General features: G+C 75.0%; 17 protein-coding genes. 6 read left to right on the forward strand and 11 right to left on the reverse strand.

Annotation, left to right across the window (positions count from 1 at the left end; translation table 11 throughout):
* On the reverse strand, nucleotides 1-1,113 hold a 1,113-nt coding region (locus HTZ82_RS31360), incomplete at its 3' end, for a DUF2786 domain-containing protein (RefSeq protein ID WP_309235812.1).
* Between the two features lie 175 nt (nucleotides 1,114-1,288).
* Here HTZ82_RS31360 and HTZ82_RS31365 point away from each other — a divergent pair.
* Together HTZ82_RS31365 and HTZ82_RS31370 are read left to right on the forward strand one after the other, a co-directional pair.
* Entirely contained in the window at nucleotides 1,289-1,852 is a 564-nt protein-coding gene (locus HTZ82_RS31365; protein WP_175412803.1) for a sugar O-acetyltransferase, read from the forward strand.
* A 54-nt stretch (nucleotides 1,853-1,906) separates the two neighbouring features.
* Nucleotides 1,907-3,610 (forward strand): bifunctional 3'-5' exonuclease/DNA polymerase, encoded by a 1,704-nt coding sequence (locus tag HTZ82_RS31370; RefSeq protein ID WP_175412826.1) that lies wholly within the window; start codon nucleotides 1,907-1,909, stop codon nucleotides 3,608-3,610.
* A gap of 58 nt (nucleotides 3,611-3,668) precedes the next feature.
* Here HTZ82_RS31370 and HTZ82_RS31375 read toward each other — a convergent pair whose 3' ends face one another.
* The 3 genes from HTZ82_RS31375 to HTZ82_RS31385 form a co-directional block, all read right to left on the reverse strand.
* Nucleotides 3,669-3,851, reverse strand: a complete 183-nt coding sequence (locus HTZ82_RS31375; protein ID WP_175412804.1) for a hypothetical protein — start codon at nucleotides 3,849-3,851, stop codon at nucleotides 3,669-3,671.
* Between the two features lie 48 nt (nucleotides 3,852-3,899).
* On the reverse strand, nucleotides 3,900-4,292 hold the full coding sequence (locus tag HTZ82_RS31380) for a rodlin (protein ID WP_175412805.1): 393 nt from the start codon (nucleotides 4,290-4,292) through the stop codon (nucleotides 3,900-3,902).
* Nucleotides 4,293-4,462: 170 nt separating this feature from the next.
* Complete coding sequence (locus HTZ82_RS31385; RefSeq protein WP_175412806.1) at nucleotides 4,463-4,852, reverse strand: rodlin; 390 nt, start codon at nucleotides 4,850-4,852, stop codon at nucleotides 4,463-4,465.
* A 215-nt stretch (nucleotides 4,853-5,067) separates the two neighbouring features.
* On the opposite strand from HTZ82_RS31385, the gene HTZ82_RS31390 reads away from it, so the two are divergent.
* The 3 genes from HTZ82_RS31390 to HTZ82_RS31400 all read left to right on the forward strand — a co-directional run bounded on the left by HTZ82_RS31390 (nucleotide 5,068) and on the right by HTZ82_RS31400 (nucleotide 7,785).
* Complete coding sequence (locus HTZ82_RS31390) at nucleotides 5,068-5,451, forward strand: DUF6479 family protein (protein WP_175412807.1); 384 nt, start codon at nucleotides 5,068-5,070, stop codon at nucleotides 5,449-5,451.
* Between the two features lie 181 nt (nucleotides 5,452-5,632).
* Nucleotides 5,633-6,976 (forward strand): cytochrome P450, encoded by a 1,344-nt coding sequence (locus tag HTZ82_RS31395; RefSeq protein WP_175412808.1) that lies wholly within the window; start codon nucleotides 5,633-5,635, stop codon nucleotides 6,974-6,976.
* A gap of 575 nt (nucleotides 6,977-7,551) precedes the next feature.
* Nucleotides 7,552-7,785 carry a chaplin gene (locus tag HTZ82_RS31400; RefSeq protein ID WP_175412809.1) on the forward strand — a complete coding sequence of 78 codons (234 nt, stop codon included), beginning with the start codon at nucleotides 7,552-7,554 and terminating at the stop codon, nucleotides 7,783-7,785.
* 86 nt (nucleotides 7,786-7,871) lie between these two features.
* On the opposite strand, the gene HTZ82_RS31405 is transcribed toward HTZ82_RS31400, so the two are convergent.
* Nucleotides 7,872-9,203 carry an NAD(P)/FAD-dependent oxidoreductase gene (locus HTZ82_RS31405; protein WP_175412810.1) on the reverse strand — a complete coding sequence of 444 codons (1,332 nt, stop codon included), beginning with the start codon at nucleotides 9,201-9,203 and terminating at the stop codon, nucleotides 7,872-7,874.
* 17 nt (nucleotides 9,204-9,220) lie between these two features.
* Nucleotides 9,221-10,606 (reverse strand): ATP-grasp domain-containing protein, encoded by a 1,386-nt coding sequence (locus HTZ82_RS31410; protein ID WP_175412811.1) that lies wholly within the window; start codon nucleotides 10,604-10,606, stop codon nucleotides 9,221-9,223.
* 180 nt (nucleotides 10,607-10,786) lie between these two features.
* Between HTZ82_RS31410 and HTZ82_RS31415 the strand changes: the two genes are divergently transcribed.
* Nucleotides 10,787-12,145 carry a glycosyl hydrolase gene (locus tag HTZ82_RS31415; RefSeq protein ID WP_375540882.1) on the forward strand — a complete coding sequence of 453 codons (1,359 nt, stop codon included), beginning with the start codon at nucleotides 10,787-10,789 and terminating at the stop codon, nucleotides 12,143-12,145.
* Nucleotides 12,146-12,158: 13 nt separating this feature from the next.
* On the opposite strand, the gene HTZ82_RS31420 is transcribed toward HTZ82_RS31415, so the two are convergent.
* The 5 genes from HTZ82_RS31420 to HTZ82_RS31440 form a co-directional block, all read right to left on the reverse strand.
* Complete coding sequence (locus HTZ82_RS31420) at nucleotides 12,159-13,268, reverse strand: GNAT family N-acetyltransferase (protein ID WP_309235819.1); 1,110 nt, start codon at nucleotides 13,266-13,268, stop codon at nucleotides 12,159-12,161.
* A gap of 125 nt (nucleotides 13,269-13,393) precedes the next feature.
* Nucleotides 13,394-14,227: a lipopolysaccharide biosynthesis protein gene (locus HTZ82_RS31425; protein ID WP_375540881.1), complete on the reverse strand. Its 834-nt coding sequence runs from the start codon at nucleotides 14,225-14,227 to the stop codon at nucleotides 13,394-13,396.
* Entirely contained in the window at nucleotides 14,224-15,321 is a 1,098-nt protein-coding gene (locus tag HTZ82_RS31430; protein WP_175412827.1) for a glycosyltransferase, read from the reverse strand. The genes HTZ82_RS31425 and HTZ82_RS31430 overlap by 4 nt, the downstream gene beginning before the upstream one ends.
* 149 nt (nucleotides 15,322-15,470) lie before the next feature.
* A complete protein-coding gene (locus HTZ82_RS31435) occupies nucleotides 15,471-16,217 on the reverse strand; it encodes a polysaccharide deacetylase family protein (RefSeq protein ID WP_175412814.1) in 747 nt (248 codons plus the stop codon).
* Nucleotides 16,153-17,988: a lipid II flippase MurJ gene (locus HTZ82_RS31440; RefSeq protein WP_175412828.1), complete on the reverse strand. Its 1,836-nt coding sequence runs from the start codon at nucleotides 17,986-17,988 to the stop codon at nucleotides 16,153-16,155. Before HTZ82_RS31440 ends, HTZ82_RS31435 begins: the two co-directional genes overlap by 65 nt.
* Nucleotides 17,989-17,992: the final 4 nt, after the last annotated feature.

The raw sequence follows: 17,992 nt of genomic DNA on the forward strand, positions 1-17,992 counted from the left end.
CGCGCGGCCCGTGTCGGCGCGGTCGGCGGCGGCCCGGCCGTGGTCCCAGCCGTCCTGGTCCGTGGCGCCCCGGACCCTGGCCGTCGTGGTCTGCGGGAACATCCGTTCCGCGCGGTCCACGACGGCCACGTCGCGCGCCGCCAGCACCGGCAGCAGCGTCGGCTCCGCCGCGGCGATCCGGCGGGACGTGGACGACAGCCGGTCGCCGATCCGCTGGGCGTACGCCAGCAGGAACGACTGCCGGAACGTCTTCGTACGCTTCCGGCCGCCCGCTCTCTGCGCCGCCTCCGCCTGGGTCATCGCGGCGTCGCCCTGCACCAGCAGTGAGGTGTACAGCAGCTCGACGGCCTCCAGGTCCGGGGCGAAGCCGACGACCGTCGAGAAGCCGAACGCCTCGTTCCACACCGCGCGGCAGCGGTTCGCCGTGGCCACCGCGTCCAGCAGGATCGCCTTCGCCGTCTCGTACGGGGCGTCGACCCCGATCCGTACAGCGGCGGGCTCGTCGGCCCCGGGGGCGGACAGCGCCGCCTCGTCCAGGCTGTGGCGGGCCATCAGCTCCTGGGCCTTCGCGGTGAGCGCCTCCGCCTCCTCCGGGTAGCCGGTCGCCTCCGCCTTCGCCAGCAGCGCCCGGATCCGGCCCAGCATCCGGGACTCGCCGGCGAACCCTGCGGCCGCCACAGGACCGGCACCCGGAGGCGGACCGACCGGTTCCAGCGCCGGCAGCCGCACCAGCAGCCGGTACAGCTCCAGCACGGCGGTCGCGTACGAGAACCGGTCGGCTGCCCGCCACGGCTCCGTATCGAGCGCGTCCACCTGCTCCCGCCAACGCGGCGGCAGATGGGCGTACCCGGCCGTCTCGGCGACGATCAGCGCGGCCACCAGCCGTACGTGCCGCTCCTCCAGCTCCCGCCGTACGAGCCGCACCACATCGGCCGGCTGCCAGCCCCGCCCCCACACCCGCGCCAGCAGCTCCTCACCGCGCCGCACCAGCTCGGCATCCGCCCCGACGTCCGCCGCGAGCAGCGAGGCGCCCAGGTCGAGCGAGGCGTCGTCGTCCGCGTACAGCGCGGCACCCAACGCCCGCTCGACGACCCCCACCCCTCCCCCACTCACGCCTGCCCCTCCACTCCACGCCCGACCTGCATGATCGTGCCTCCTTACGCGCGCGTAGCCCCCGACCACACCATGGTCGCAGCGCGACCGAACCAGACGAACGGAGGCTTCAGGGGGTGCTCCTTCCCTAAGCTGAACGGCTCGACTGCCTTTGGTCTCCAGGGGAGGGCGCCCCATGGGCGAGAACAAGCGGCGGATGCTGGCGGGCGAGTGGTACGTGTCCGACGATGCGGAGCTGGCCGCGGACACCCGGCGGCGTGTCGCGCTGTGCGCCGCGTACAACGGGCCCGGGGCCGCCGTGTCGCCCGAGGAGCGGACGCGGATCCTGAGCGAGCTGTTCGGCGCGGTCGGTGAGGGTGTGCGGATCCGGCCGCCGTTCCACTGCGACTTCGGCTACCACATCGACGTCGGCGCCCGTACGTTCGTGAACTTCAACGCCGTGTTCCTGGACGCCGCGCCCATCACCGTCGGCGCCGACGCGCAGATCGGCCCGAACGTCCAGCTCCTGACGCCCGTCCACGAGCTGGACCCGGCGCGGCGCAGGGCCGGGTGGGAGCGGGCGCTTCCGGTGACGATCGGCGACAACGTGTGGCTGGGCGGCGGTGTGATCGTCTGCCCGGGCGTGACGATCGGCGCGGACACGGTCGTCGGCGCGGGTTCGGTCGTCACGCGGGACCTGCCGGCCGGGGTGCTCGCCGTCGGCAGCCCGGCCCGTGTCGTCCGCTCGCTGACGGCCTGACGAGGCTTGAGGGCGTCACGATCAGCTTGCCGCGCAGCGTCCCGCCCGTTGTCAGTGCCGGGTGCGAGACTCGCACCCGTGAGCGAGCGGAGCGAACGGTGGGCTCTGGACGGGGTCGAGGGGGGCGGGGCGCGGCTGGTCCCTCTCGGCGGCGACGGCCTGCCCGCCGGCCCCGTGCTCACCGAGCCCGACCTGGTGGCGGCGGTGCGGTCGCGGCCGGATGTGGGGCGCTGGGTGTGGCGGTCGACGTCCGCTGTGTACCCGCGGCTGCTGGCGGCCGGGGTGCGCGTCGAGCGGTGCTACGACATCGAGGCCGCCGAGCAGTTGCTGCTCGCCCACGAGAGACGTCTCGGTGAGCCGCGGTCCGCCGCGGCGGCGTGGGCGCGGCTGCACGACCGCCCGGTGCCGCCCGACCCGCCGGCCCGCGCGGCGGAGCCGGCCGGTTCCCAGTCGTCGCTGTTCGAGGCGCGCCCGGCCGGGCCCGGCGTACCGTTCGACGGCCTCCTGGAGGTGTACGCCGAGCAGCAGCGAAGACACGCGGCCGCCGAGCACCCGGACCGGATGCGGCTGCTGACGGCGGCCGAGTCGGCGGGGTGGCTGGTGGCCGCCGAGATGCACCGGGCGGGCCTGCCCTGGCGGGCGGACGTGCACCGGGCGGTGCTGCACGAGCTGCTGGGCGAGCGGTACGCGGGCGGGGGCGAGCCGCGCCGCCTCGCGGAGCTGGCGGACCAGGTGTCGGCGGCGTTCGGGCGGCGCGTGCGGCCGGACCTGCCGGCGGACGTGGTGAAGGCGTTCGCGGAGGCCGGGATCCGGGTGCGGTCGACACGGCGCTGGGAGCTCGCGGAGCTCGGCCACCCGGCGGTCGAACCACTCATCGCGTACAAGAAGCTGTACCGGATCTGGACGGCGCACGGCTGGAGCTGGCTCCAGGACTGGGTGCACGACGGGCGGTTCCGCCCGGAGTACGTGCCGGGCGGCACGGTCAGCGGACGCTGGACGACCAACGGCGGCGGGGCGCTGCAGATCCCGAAGGTGATCCGCCGTGCGGTCGTCGCGGACGGCGGCTGGCGGCTGGTCGTCGCGGACGCCGACCAACTGGAGCCGCGCGTCCTCGCGGCGATCTCCCGCGACCCGGGCCTGATGGAGGTGGCCGGCGACGACGGCGATCTGTACACGCGCCTGTCGGACCGGGCGTTCTCTGGCGACCGCGAGCACGCGAAGCTGGCGCTGCTGGGCGCGGTCTACGGGCAGACCAGCGGCGACGGCCTGAAGAACCTGGCGGCGCTGCGGCGCCGGTTCCCGCGCGCGGTGGCGTACGTCGACGACGCGGCGCGGGCGGGCGAGGAGGGCCGGCTGGTCCGCACCTGGCTGGGCCGGACGAGCCCGCGCGCGACGGGTGCGGGCGAGCCCGACGAGGCGGGCATCCCGCAGGACGATACGGCCCCGGTCCCGGGGTCCGGTGCGGACGCCCGCGCCCGGGGCCGGTTCACGCGGAACTTCGTGGTGCAGGGCAGCGCCGCCGACTGGGCCCTGCTGATGCTGGCCGCGCTGCGCCGGGCGACCGCGGGGATGCGGGCGGAGCTGGTGTTCTTCCAGCACGACGAGGTGATCGTGCACTGCCCGGCGGAGGAGGCGGAAGCGGTCGCGGACGCGATCCGCACGGCCGGCGACCTGGCCGGGCGGATCACGTTCGGGGACACACCGGTGCGCTTCCCGTTCACGACGGCGACGGTGGAGCGCTACTCCGACGCGAAGTGAGGTGACGCCCGGTCTCCCCGCTGCCCCGCGGTCGGGCCCGCCTCCGCCCGGACACCCCCTAGTCGGTGAGCCAGACGCGGCTCGACGCGATGGACTTCAGCTCCTCCATGGTCAGCAGCGGGCGGCACCGGTCGGGGGCCGAGGCCGCGCTGTCCGGGAGCTCCCCGAGCGGCCGCCCGGTGCCCGAGCGGCGGCGCTGCCGGGTGAGGAGGGCCCGTACGGGCGTGGGCGGGCCCCGCACCCGTGGTGTCGGATGCGGGGCCCGCCCATGCGCTCCTGCTGCGGGACGTCAGCCGCGGACGCTGGCGGCCGCGTTCTCGGAGATGACGTTCTCCAGGATGTGCGACAGGGCGCTGTCGCCCTTGACCGCCGTGGAGTTCTCCACGCACTGCTGGTCCTGGGTGTCGTTCAGGATGTCCTGAACGCCGACGTTGACCAGGGCGACGATGTTCTGGACGTCGGCCTGGATCGGGATGCCCAGGCACGGCTTGTTCAGCGTGCCCTGGACGAGGCCCATCTGCGGGCTCATCTTGCCGCCGGTCACGGTGTTGCCGTAGGCCTGCTTGGAGAAGTTGCCGTTCTGAGTGTCCACGGCGTGGTCGCCGACAGCGGCGGCCATCGGGGCGCCCGCACCCAGGACGGCCGCAGCGACACCGGCGCCAGCCAGAACCTTCTTGATCATGGTCGATCCTTCTCGTCGAGAGACCCGGCGTCCGGGTCGTCTGCCGCACCCGCAGGTGGGGCGCATGGTGGTCATCAGAGGAAGCAAGGGCGGCGCGCCGCGGTCGCGCGCGCCGCGAGAGGGCCGGCCCGCGCGGCGCGTCACACGCGCGGGCCGGTCGCCGTCGGGCGTCAGCCGACGGAGGCGGAGCCGTTCTCGGAGAGGACGTTCTCCAGGATGTGCGACAGGGCGCTGTCGCCCTTGACCGCCGTGGAGTTCTCCGCGCACTGCTGGTTCTGGGTGTCGTTCAGGATGTCCTGAACGCCGACGTTGACCAGAGCCACGATGTTCTGGACGTCGGCCTGGACCGGCAGACCCAGGCAGGGCTTGTTGAACGAGCCCTGGATGAGCCCGATCTGCGGGCTCATGTACCCGCCGGTGTACGTGTTGCCGTAGGACTGCGTGGCGAAGTTGCCGTTCTGCGTGTCCACGCCGTGGTCGCCGACGGCGGCGGCCATCGGCGCGCCGGCGCCGAGGACGGCCGCGGCGACGCCGGCCGTAGCCAGAGCCTTCTTGATCATTACGTGATCCTTCTCGTCGAGAGACCCGGTCTCGGGTCGCCCTGCCCAACAGCGCGGCGCTGTTTAGGTTGCGCCAGGTCACCCGAAGAGCGCAATCAACGAATAAAGGCTCAGAATTCTTATGACGATAGCCGCCCGTCGATAAATCCGGGTGGCCGGGGAAACGCGTGTCCGAGTCACGTGTCTGATTCACTCACGGCGGGTACTCCTATTTTATGAACGGTCTCATCACGTACAGCGCGGAATTCGCCGACAGCCACTTCCTCAGGGGTGGCATCGGGCAGCTCGTGGCCGGGCTGGCGGTGGTCGCCTTCCTCCTCGGCGCGTTCTGGCTGGGCCGGCGCATCTGGGCGAAGGAGGCCGCCCCGCCGAAGCCGGAGGAGCAGCCGCACCGGCCGGACGACGCGGGCATCCCGGGCGAGGTGGAGGGACACCGCAGGCCCGCGGAGGTCCCGGAGAGCGAACGGCGGCTCATGCCGTACGAGCTGAAGCACGAGAACACCGAGCCGGACACGTCGCCGGAGACGGAGGACGAGCACAAGTGGCGCGGCGCGCCGAGCGGAGGGTTCGGCAGCGGCGGGCCCATGACCGGCGGGTGAGCGCGTACACGTGCGGCTCCCGGACCCGCTTCCCCTCCAGGGCCCGGGAGCCGCTCCAGGCTGCCCCGGTGCCGTCGGTACGCGGGTGCGTCGGTACGCCGGTACGCCCGTACGTCGCCGGGGCACGCGCGCGTAGGGGCGCGCTTCGTTTCGGGGGCGGGGCCCTGGGCACTCGGGGCCCATGATTGCCAGGGGCGCGGCGGCCGGGCCCGGGCGGGCATCGGCACGGGACACGGCGCGGCTCGTCGCGCAGGTCGTCGCGCCCACGCTCGCCGCGGGCGTCATCCTGCGGCGCCGGGCCGGGCTCGCGCTGGCCGAGCGGTACGCGGCGGACCGGCGCGCGACGGGGCTGCTCACCGAGCTGCGCGGCCGCTACGGGCCCCGGCCGCTGCGCGTGGAGCTGGCCGGGCGGCTCTTCGCGGTGGTCCTGGACCCGGAGGACGTGACCGTCGTCCTGGAGGGCACCCCCGACCCGTACTCGCCGGCGACGCGGGAGAAGCGCGCCGCGCTGGAGCAGTTCCAGCCGCACGGCGTGCTGATCTCGCGGGGCGAGGAGCGGGAGGCGCGGCGGGCGCTCAACGACCGCGCCCTGGAGACGGGCAACCAGCTCCATAGCCTCGCGCCCCGGATGATCCGCGCCGTCCGCGAAGAGGCCGGACTGCTGCTCGGCGCCGCGACCGCGGGCGACGGCGACCTGCGCTGGGACGCCTTCGGCAGCACCTGGGACGCGACCGTACGGAGGGTCGTCCTCGGGGACTCCGCGCGCGACGACACCGCGCTGACCGCGATGCTCGGGCGGCTGCGCGCCGCCGCCAACTGGTCCGGTGCCGCACCGCGCCGCGCCGGGCTGCGCGAACGGTTCGACCGGCGGCTGCGCGGCCATGTGAAGCGCGCCGAGCACGGCAGCCTGGCGGCCGCGCTCACCGCGGCCCCCGTCCCGCCCGGCACGGACCCGGCGGGGCAGGTGCCGCACTGGCTGTTCGCGTTCGACGCGGCCGGCATCGCCGCGTACCGTGCCCTCGCCCTGCTGAGCACCCACGAGCGGCAGCACACCCAGGTACGCAACGAACTGGCCGTCACGGATCTGACCGAGCCCCGGCTGCTGCCCTACACGCGCGCGTGCGTCCTGGAGTCCGTACGGCTCTGGCCGACGACGCCGTTCCTGCTGCGCGAGGCGGTGCGCGAGACGGTGTGGGGCGAGGACACGCTGCCCGCGGGCACGGAGTTCCTCATCTACACTCCGCTGTTCCACCGGGACGACGCCCTGCCGTACTCCGACCGGTTCACACCGGAGATCTGGCTCGACGGCACGGCTCAGGACACCGCCGGGCTCGTCCCGTTCAGCGCGGGCCCCGGCGCCTGCCCGGGCGAGGACCTGGTCCTCCTGCTCACGTCGACGCTGCTGGGGGCGCTCCTGGAGCGGCACACCTTCCTGCCCGACCGGCCCGGCAGGCTGCGGCCCGACCGTCCGCTGCCCCGCACGCTCGACCACTTCGGGCTGCGCTTCGCGGTGCTCCCCCACTGACAGGGCCGGCCCGACAGGGCCCGAAAAGGGCCCGACGGACCACTTCGCGGACAGTGCCGGTGCCGCCGGAACCGCTGTGACATGATGCAGTGGCCCCGCCACGCGCTGTGAACGGAAGGGTTGGCATGGCCACAGGCGCCGGAAAGTGGGAGCGTGTCCCCCTCGTTCCGCAGAGCAGGCACAGGCGCGTCACCACGCCCGCCGGTGCTGCCGCGCCCCCTATGTCGTCCGCTGTGCCGTCCGCGGGCCCGGGCACGGCATCCTCCGACACCGCACCCGTCTTCTCGTCCCTCGCCCGCGAATGGCGCGCCCAGGGCAGGGTGGTCCCGGGAGCCAGGGACCACGAATGGGACAGCCTGGTCCGGCGGCCGGTGTGGCCGAGGCGCTGAAGAATCGTCTACTACCGCTGTTCGCACGCCTGTTGGCGTTCGAGTGAATCCGGAACGAGGTCCGTTCCGCTGGTGTCTTTTCGGGTGCCTGTTCGTTGTGGTATTCGCGGCGGCAGCCGGGCCTCACCGGGGCTCGTGGGTCACGAAATCCGTGGCAAGACTTCCGCTGCGGAAAGGAAGCCGAAAATGAAGTGCAAGAAGGCCGCTGTGGCCGTTGCCGGTCTGTTCATGGCGGTGGGTGCCGCCGCTCCGGCGATCGCCGACGCAGGTGCCAGCGGTGCGGCCATTGGCTCCCCGGGCGTCCTGTCGGGCAACGTCGTGCAGGTCCCGATCCACGTGCCGATCAACGTGTGCGGCAACAGCGTCAACATCATCGCGCTGCTGAACCCGGCGTTCGGCAACGTCTGCATCAACGACTGACACGGACCGCGACAGCGGCTACCGAGCCAGAAGCCGGTCCCGGAGGACGCTCCGGGACCGGCTTCCCGCATGTCCGGGGGCGCGCCTCAGTGGCGGGACGCCGCCTCCGTGCCGTCCTGGACGCCGCCCTCGGCGGGCGGCCGGGCGCCCGGCACGTCCCGTGTCTCCCGTACGTCACGTACCTCGGGCAGGCCCGGCGCGCGCAGCCGTCGTTCGACGCCGCTCACCAGCCGGGCCGCCGTGTACCCGGCGCCGTACACGAACCGCATGGCCGGGCCGTACGACGGGGCCGTGAGGAGCCCCGCGAGGAACAGCCCCGGGTGCGAGGACTCGAAGTGGGCGCTCGTCACCGGAGCACCGCTCGTGCCGAGGGTGCGCAGCTCGTCGCGGAGCTCGGCGCTCAGCATGTGCGCCCGGTCCAGGCGGGGCGTGAAGCCGGTGGCGGCGATGACGTGGTCGGTCTCCAGGACGGTCGGTTCGCCGTCGGGCGACCCGGTGGCGGCGAGCGTGAGCCGGACCCGTGCCCCTCCGGTGCTCGCCGGTTCGGCGGCGACGACGGTGCGGCCCAGCCGTACGTCGGGCACGGACTCGAACCGGTGCCGCAGCCACCAGGCGCCGGCGGGGCCGAGGGCGGTGTCGAACAGCCGCTCGCGGGTGGTGGCGGGCAGCCGCCGGAACAGCCCGGGCGTACGGGCGTACAGCAGGTTCCGCCAGCCGCAGCCCAGGCCGGTGTGCGGGGCGCGGGCGGCCTCCCAGCGGCCGCGGTGCAGCGAGGGTGGCACGGTGTTCCAGGTGAGACGGCCCGCGCGGGCCACGACGCGGGCGTGCGCGCCGACCTCGGTCAGCAGGACGGCGGTCTCCAGGGCGGCCTGGCCCGCCCCGACGACGGTCACGTCGCGGCCCGCGAAGCGCGCCAGGTCGGTGTGGTGGCTGCTGTGCGTCACACCGTGCGGCATCAGCGGGCGCAGCTCGGCCGGTACGTCCACGAACGGCATCACCCCGACGGCGAGGGCCACCGTGCGCGCGCCGAACACCTCGCCGTCCTCCGTCACCACGGCGAACCGCCCGTCGGGGCGCGGATGGACGGCGGCGACGGCACGAGGGTCGACGGCGGCCGGCACGGCCCGGCGGGCGAACCACGCGCCGTACTCCGCGAAGAACGACACGGGCAGCGGAACGCCGTGCTCCGCCCGTACCCCGCGCGTGGCGGCGTACGCGGCGAGGCCGTACGCGCCGCCGGGGTCCGACAGGTCCGACGCCCACGGCTCCGACTTCAGGAGCATGCCGGGCGGCATCCGGTCCCAGGACCGCATGACCTGGCCGAAGACCCGTACGTCCAGGCCGCGCGCGGCCGCGTGGGCGGCCACGGACAGTCCGTACGGGCCCGCGCCCACGATCACCAGGTCGTCGTCGTGCATCGAGCCCACCACTTTCGTCATCGTCGGGGGGAGGGGGGTCGGGTTGAGGGGGTTCGGGGGGAGGCGGAAGGCGATGTCCCGTGCGGTACGGCCTCCGGGGCGGGTGGCTGCGCCGGGATGCGGGCCGCACGGGGCCGGGTCGCCCACGCCCGCCACAGGGCCGCGCGCAGCGCCCTCCGCAGGGCGGCTCCGGCGCGGCGGGCCAGGTGCGCCGTCCACGCGCGGGCCATGGCGAAGGCCGGTGCGGGGTCGTCGGCGGCGTACCAGGCGGTCTCCAGGCCGCCGCCGATGCCTCCCGGCGTACGGCTCCGGGGGCGCGGGGACGTCAGGACGGACAGGGCCGCGTAGTTCTCGACGACGAACCTGCGCCCGTACGAGCGCACCAGGTCCGGCACCGGACGTCCGGTCAGGTCGAGGTGCAGGGCGCGGACGACGTCGAGGCCCCAGGGGTCGGAGAACAGCCGGAACTGGGCTCCGGGGCGGGGGTTGAAGTCGAGCAGGTGGTACGTGCCGGTGCGCGGGTCGAGGCGGAAGTCGAGGTCCGCGATGCCCCGGTAGCCGAGCGCGTCGAGCAGGTCGCGGGCGGTGCGCTCGACGGACGGGTTGGGCGCCCACACGCCGGCCGCGGTGAGGCCCGTACCGTCCGGCCAGGAGCGGACCTTGCGGCCGGTGGCGGCCACGCCGCAGGTGCCGGCGCTGTCGCAGTACGCGTGGAAGAACCAGTCCAGGTCGCGGCCCCCGGGCAGGTAGCGCTGGAGCAGCAGCGCGCTGCCGGCCTCGGCCCCGCGCGCGTACAGGGCGCGGACCTGGCCCGTGGTGCGGGCGAGCACGGTGCTGCGCAGCCCGGAGCCGGGCGGCAGCAGCCAGGGGCGGCTCCACTTGGCGACGACGGGCACGTCCGGCAGGCCGAGGGCCGCGGCCATGGCGGCGGCCTCGTCGGCGTCGGCGGGGGCGAGGGTGCGCGGGTGGGGGACGCCGAGGCGGCGGCACGTCGCGGCGAGTGCCGCCTTGTCCGCCACCCGGGCGGCGGTGCCTGACGGCTGCTCAGGGAGGAGGAAGCGGGACGCGGGGCCTTCGCCGCCGCCCGGCTTGTGGCGGAGCTCGTCCAGCGCGACGGCGGTGGCGTCGTCCAGCGCGACGAGGACGGCGGGGGTGCCGGCCAGGGCGTCGGCGACGTCGGTGAGCGTGCGGCGCATGTCCGTCAGGGAGACGCTCGGCGGGCGGGGGTGGCAGCGCGTCACGTAGCGGGAGCGGGCCACGGGGCCGGTGGGCCATCCGGCCACCACGTGGACGGGGACGCCGGCGCGGCCCAGGGAGCGGGCGGCGCCGAGCGTGCCGTGGTGGAAGGGATTCCTGTCGAACCGCATGAGCACGGCGGCGACGCGGGTGTCGAAGAGCGGCACGGCATGTCCTCGTCTCAGTGCCCCGATTGGGCGATGAAATCCACTGATGGCCTAGGGAAAAGGCGGACCGCGTTCCCGGACGGTCCATTAGGAATACTTTTGATCCACTGATCCACTGACCCACTGACCCACGTAATCGGCCGACTGACCGCGGCACCCGGCGAAGGAGTACAGATGGCCATGGGGAACGGCGGAAGGACGACGCATACCTGGGTGGGGGTGTTCACCGCGGGCCTGCTGATCGCGGGCTGCGCCGTGTCGGGGTCGCTCCCCGGCCATGACGGGAACGCGTGGGCGGCCGACGGTGACGGGCCCGATCCGGTGGTGAGCGGTGAGACGGCGGTGGGCGCGTATCTCGACTACGGGGCGGGCGGCGTACGGCGCATGGCGGAGCTGCAGAACTGGCTCGGCGGCACCGAGCTGCGGGTCGGCCACACCTATCTGCCCGGCGACCGGTGGTCCAACATCGCCGGGAAGGCGGGGTTCCTGGACGCCTGGGCGGAGTGGCGGCGGGCCGATCCCGACCGGATGCTCGTGCTCAACGTGCCCATGCTGGAGCGGAACGAGAGCCGTCTGCCGGACGGTCTGGTCCGTGTGCTGCTGCGGCGCGGGGCGGACGGTCTGTTCGACCACCACTTCCGGGCGCTGGCCGAGCGGCTGGTGGCGCTGGGCGTGCCGGACACGGTCCTGGTACTGGGCTGGGAGATGAACGGATCGACGTACAGCCACCGCTGCGGACCGGATCCGGAGGCGTGGAAGAGGTACTGGAACCGCATCGTCACCACCATGCGCGAGGTGCCAGGCCAGGAATTCCGGTTCGACTTCGCACCCAATCGGGGACCGGACGCCATTCCCTGGACCGAGTGCTATCCGGGTGACGACGTCGTGGACATCGTGGGAATGGATTCCTACGACCAGCCGCCGGGCCGGACATTCGACGAGCAGGCGAACGAACCGTACGGGCTGCGGCATCATGTGGAATTCGCCGCCGCCCACGGGAAGCCTATCTCCTATCCGGAGTGGGGCCTGTTCCGAAACGGCGACAATGCCGAGTACATGCGGCGCATGCTCGAATGGATCAACGAGCACAAACCGCTCTACCACTCCATCAGCGACTACTGTCCGCACGGCGTGTGGCAGTGCCGGGAGAACCCGAAGTCGTCGGCGGTGTTCCGGGAGTGGCTGTTCGGGCTGACGGTGGAACCGGCGGAGCCGGTTGAGCCGACGGATCCGGTGGACCCGACGGAGCCGGTGGACCCGACGGAGCCGACGGAGCCCGGTGACCCGACGGACCCGACCGGGCCTGGGGCCCCGACGGAACCGACGGAACCTGTCGAGCCGACGGAGCCGACCGAGCCGACGGTGCCCGAGCCGGATCCTGTCACCGAGCCGGAGCCGGAGCCCGAACCGGAACCGCATCCGCAGCCGCAGCCGGACGAGGGGCAGTGCACACCGCTGGATCTGGGCCCGTGGGTCCAGAAGTGGCTGGGTACCGAGCTGTGCATCCGCTGGGACTGGTGGAACCGCCTCTGGTCCTGAGGCCCCGTCACGGTCACGTCGCCGTGCCGTGGCCGCCGCGCCGGAGCCGGCGTGCCCAGGCCCGGTCCCGGAGGCGGTCGGCCGCCCACCGGCGGGTGCGCGCGTGCGCCGCGAGCAGCCACAGGACCGGGGCGGTGCGGCGGCGGGCCAGCAGCAGCCGCTGGTTGGGCACGGCCTCCGGACGCCAGTGGTGCTTGTGCGGCTCGTCGCCGCGCAGCAGGCTCATCGTGGTGCGGCCCGAACCGGCGTTGATACGGGCCCCGTTGCGCAGCAGCAAGGCCGTGACGTCCAGCTTCAGGGAGCGCAGGACCGGGTCGGCGCCGTACAGGTAGCCGCCGGAGAGGCGGGGCGAGAGGAGGGTCAGGTCGACGGCCACGAGGTCGCCGCCCAGGCGGAACTCCGTGACCCGGGCCTCGTCCGTGGCGGCCATGGTGCCGACGGCCCGCGTGAGGTGCTCGGCGAACCGGTCGGTGAGGTGCTCGGCGGTCACGCCGCGGCCTGCCCACTGGCGCCGGTGCAGGTCGAGGAGGCGCCGCAGGGCCTGCGGCACTTCGGCGGCGGGTACGGCGCGCTGCTCGACGCCCTCGCGGTCGAGCTTGCGCAGCTTGGCCCGTACGCGCTGGCCCCGGGAGCTGGGCAGCCGGTCGACGAGCCCGTCGACGGGTACGGCGGGCAGCTCCAGGCACGTGGAGTCGCGCAGGCGCCGGCGCGGCCCGCGCCAGCAGGCGTGCAGGCCCCCAGCGGCGCCGCCCGGGCGCACCTCCCGCAGGTCGACGACGGCGGTACGGGCCAGGTCGGCGAGCGCCCCGGCCAGCGCGGGTAGCGCCTCGGGGTACGCATCGTCGACGAGGACGTCGCAGTAGTCGGTGATCCGCCCGCCGAGCGGCGCCAGCACCGGCAGCGGCCCGGGCACCCGCCACAGCGGCGCCGCCGCGACCAGCCGCCCGTCGGCCCCGCCCCGCACCAGCACCACCCGCAGCCGCCCGGGCACGCCGTAGGAGCGCCACCAGGAGTACAGCCACGCATGCGCCTGGAACGGCGTGACGGCCCGGCACCGCCGGTACAGCTCGCCCCATTCGGCGGCGAGCCCCCGGAAGTGCTCGGAGTCCCGGCAGACGGACACGGCCACGCCCCACGCACCGTCCGCGTCGCCGGACGCGCCGACCGTACAAGCCGTGCCGGGCGCCCCTGCAGGTGCGGTGCGGGGCGCGCCTGGGGTTGGGGTGGGGGTGGAGGTGGGGGCGGGGGTCATACGGACTCCGGTTCCGGTTCTTGGCGTGCGTGGGAGCCCGTCGGGCTCGGCAGGGCGGCGGTCGCGGGCGCCGGGCCCGCTGGTCCGGCCGTGCCCGCCGCACCCGCCGCACCCGCCGTGCCCGCCGTGCCCGCCGTGCCCGCGGCGGCCGTCGGGGTCGGGCGGGGGCGGATCAGGAGGGTGAGGCCGCCCAGGAGGCCGCCCGCACTGCCGCCGACCAGTGCCGACAGGGCCGGGGACGGCGAGACCGGGCTCGTCGGGCGGGTGGCCCGGGCGAACTGGACGATCCTCACGTTGGTGCTGGTCTCCGCGTGCGTGCCCTTCTCCACCAGCGCCCGGGCCACGCTGTCCGCCATGCTCGCGGCGGTCGCCGGGCGGGCCGACCGGGCCGTGATGGAGATCATCGGGGCATCCGGCGACGTCGCGGCCAGCACGTTCGCGCGCAGCGTCGCGGGCGACACACGGGCCCACACGGCCGCGTCGCCCGCCACCGCGATGTCGGTGGCGACCCGCCCGTACGCCTGGGCCAGCCCCATCGCCGCGGCCGGGTCGGAGCGTTCGGCCGGGACGACCACGACGTAGCTGGTCGCCGCGTACTGAGGCGTCTTCAGCAGCCCGTACGAACCGCCCGCGACGGCACCGAGCAGCACGGCGGCCGGGACGATCCAGGCGCGGCCCGGCCGCTGCGCCCGGGACGCCCGGGACGCCCGGGACGCCCAGGGCATCCGGGGCGTCCCGGACTTCCGCGGCGTCCGGGGGGTCCGGGAGAACCGGCGGGTGATGCGGCGCCGTACGGCGGTGGTGGTGGGCGGAGTGAGTCGGGGGGTCATCGGTCGCTCGTTTCTCGGTAGAGGGCCATCAGCTGCTGGGCGCTTCGGGTGATGTCGTAGTGGAGGGCGGCGGGCGGCACCGGGTGGCGGCCCGGCCGTGCGGCGCGCAGCTCGCGCAGCGCGGCCGTCACGTCCGCGACCGTGCCGCCGATGCGGCGGGCGCCGGGCGCGTCGCCGGGCGGCAGGTCGTCCAGGGCGGGGCAGGTCACGTACCGCACGGGCAGCCCGGCGGCCAGGGCCTCGACGACCGCGAGGCCGAACGCCTCATCGGCGGACGGGGACACGAACCCGTCCATGGCGGCGAGCAGCGCCGGCAGGTCGCCCGTGACCTCGCCCGCCCACACCACCCGGTCCGCCACTCCGCACGCGCGGGCCAGCCACTCCAGGCGGGGCCGCTCGGGGCCGTCGCCGACGAGCAGGAGCCGTACGTCCTCGTCGCCCCGCAGCTCCGCCAGCGCCCGGATCAGCGTGTCGAACCGCTTGCCCGGCGCCAGCCGCCCGACCCCGCCGGCCACGAAGATGTCCGGGGCGAGCCCGAGCCGCCGCCGGGCCGCGTCCCGGGCCCGCTCGTCGTGGGCGAAGCCGGAGGCGTCGATGCCGTTCGGTACGACGTGGAGGCGCGAGGGCCGCACGCCCCAGGCGGTGAGCCGCCGGGCCACCGTGTCCGAGACGGCGACCGTCGCGGTGCCGAGCCGTTCGGTGGCCAGGTACAGGGCGCGGGCCCCGGGCTTGAGCGGGCGCCCCTCGATCTGGGCGGCGCCCAGCGAGTGCTCGGTCGCGACGACGTGCCGTACACCCGCGAGGCGCGCCGCGATCCGCCCGTACACGCAGGCCCGGTACAGGTGCGTGTGCACGACGTCGTACCGTCCCCGCCGGATGAGCCGGGCCAGCCGGGGCAGGGCCGCCAGGTCGCGGTTGCCGCGCATGCCGAGGTGCGTGACGGGGACGCCGTCGGCGCGCAGGGCGTCCGCGACGGCGCCGGGGTTGGTGAGCGTGACGACGCTGCTGCGGACGGGCAGGTGGCGCAGGAGCAGCCGCAGCTGCTGCTCGGCGCCGCCGACGCCGAGGCCGGTGATGATGTGCAGGACGTTCAGGCCGGCGTCCGGCACGGCGCCCCGCTTCCTGGCGGCGCGCTCCATGGCGGCGCCTTCCATGGCGGCGCTCTCCCTGACGGCGCCCTCCATGGCGGCGCGCTTCATGGCGTCGGCGGTCACGCCCGCGCCGCGCTCCTCGTGGCAGGCCCTCACGACACCCGCACCCAGGTGGTCGGCAGCCCGGCGGGTGTCCGGCGGCGCAGGCGGTGCAGGCGCCGTTTGGCGTGGAGCCGCCAGGCGGTGTCGCGTTCGCCGATGTGCACGCGGGGCAGCGCGTGGACGCCGGACAGCGCGCCCGGGTCGATGGCGCAGGCGTACGCGTACCCGGCGTCCCGTACGGCGGCGGTGACGCGGGCGTCGGCCTCCCCGTACGGGTAGCAGAAGCCCACGGGGAACTCGCCCGTGAGCGTGCGGAGGTGCTCGCGGCTGCCGTGGACCTCCTCGCGCAGCGTCGCGTCGTCGGCGTCGGTGAGGCGGACGTGGCGCATGCCGTGCGAGGCGATCTCCATGCCGGCGGCGGCGGCGCGGCACAGCCCGTCGGCGGTCAGGAGGGGCTTGCGCGGCCCGAGTTCGTCCCAGGTGTTGTCGCCGCCGAGGCGGCCCGGGAGTACGAAGACGGTGGCGGTGCAGCCGTGCCGCTGGAGGATCGGCACGGCGTGGTCGAGAAAGTCGGCGTACCCGTCGTCGAAGGTCAGCCCGACGAGGCGGCGCGCCTCACCGCGCGCGGTGGCGGCGAGCAGGTCGCGCACGCCGACGCCGCGCAGGCCCCGGCGGCGCAGCCAGCGGAGCTGGGCCTCCAGGCGGGCGGGCGTGACCGTGATGCGGTACGGGTCATCCCTGTCGTCGTGGACCGAGTGGTACATCGCGATCCAGGGGGGCGGCGTGCGCTGGAGCATGGTCGTGCCTGTGCCTTCGCAGTACGGGGCCTACGGAGCTTCGGAGCGAACGGAGGGACGTGCAGGAACCGAGGGAGCTGAGGGAGCCGAGGGAGCCGAGGGAGGCGAGGGGACGGACGAGGTCGGGCACCACCGGCGCGCGCAGGGCGAGCGACGCGGCGACGATGACGGCGGTGACGGCGGCCGCCGCGACGACGGCGCCCGCGAGGGGCCCGTCGGCCCAGACGACGGCGAGCCGCCCGGCCGCGGTGGCCGCGGCGGCGGCGGCCGTGAGCCGGGCGAGCCCGCCGACCGTACGGCGCACGGGCAGCGGCAGGTTCCGGCGCCGTGCCCCGGCCAGCAGGAGTACGGCGGTCAGGGTGATGCCCGCGGCGTTGGCCAGCGCGATCCCGGCCGCGCCCCAGGGGCCCACCCACAGGGCGCCCGCCCCGGCGGTCACGGCGATCCCGGCGGCCATGGCGGCGGCCGGGTACCAGACGGGGCGTGACACGGCGAAGTAGCAGCGGACGAGGGCGCCGACGACGGTCTGGCCGAGCAGCCCCAACGCGTACACGCGCATGACGGAGGCCGTCGCGGCCGTGTCGTCCGCGTCGAACGCGCCGCGCTGGAAGAGCAGTTCGACGATCTGCGGAGCCGCCGCGATGACCGTCGCCGCGCCGGTCAGCACGATGAGCCCGGCGAGCAGCAGATCGCGCTCGGTGCGGCGGCGGGCGGTGGCGTGGTCGCCGGCGGCCATGGCGCGGGCGACCACGGGGAAGCTGACGGTGCACAGCATCAGCGACAGCACCATCGGCAACTGGGCGATCTTCTGCGCGTAGTTGAGGTGCGAGATCGCCCCGCCGGCGAGCGGCGCTGCGAGGAACCGCTCCACGAGGACCTGCGCCTGCCGGGTGACGGCGAAGACGACGACGGGCGCGACGAGCGCGAACACGACCCCGGAAGCGGAAACCCCGGAGGTGTGCTGAGCGGCCTGCTGGGCGGTATGCCGCCCCCCTTCCCGCCCCCGTTCCCGCCCCCGCGTCCGCAGCAGCCGCCGCAGCACCGGCGCCTGCACCAGCGCCATCAGCACCCCGCCCACCCCGACCCCGACGGCTGCGGCACGCACCCCCCAGCCGGGCCCGAGGAGGACGACGGCGGCGATGATCCCGGTGTTGTACGCGACGTAGATCGCGGCGGGCGCCAGGAACCGCCCATGGGCGCGGAGCGCGGCGCTGAAGTACCCGGCGAGCGCGAACGACAGTACGCAGGTGGCGGTGAGCCGGGTGCAGTCGACGGCGAGCCGCTGCTCCGGAAGCCCGGGCGCGAGCAGCGGTACGAGCCAGGGCGCCGCCAGCACGACGAGCCCGGCGCCCGCGCTCATGGCCAGGGCGGTACGGGGCAGGGTCGAGCGTACGAGCGCCCGCACCGGATCGGGTGAGGCACCGTCCGCGCGGCGGGCGATGGCCAGGCTGAAGGCGGGTACGAGGACGAGCGCCATGCCGTCCTCGATGAGCAGCGTCGACGCGAACTCGGGCACGGTCCAGGCCACGAGGAACGCGTCGGTGTCGGCCCCCGCCCCGAACGTGTGCGCGAGCAACTGGTCCCGCACCAGCCCGAGCAGCGCCCCGGCCGCGGTGAGCGCGGCGGTCACCAACGCCGCCCTCGCCAGAACCCTCCCGGACGGCACGCCGGCTCCGCCGGTTTTGCTGTGCGCCGTTGCTCCTCCCCCAGAGGGAGCACCCCCACCGGGGGCCCGGCCCCCGGGGCCGCACTCCTCCTCCGGCGCCAGCACCCCG

This window comes from Streptomyces sp. TRM64462 (genome assembly GCF_013362995.1).
Lineage (GTDB): Bacteria > Actinomycetota > Actinomycetes > Streptomycetales > Streptomycetaceae > Streptomyces.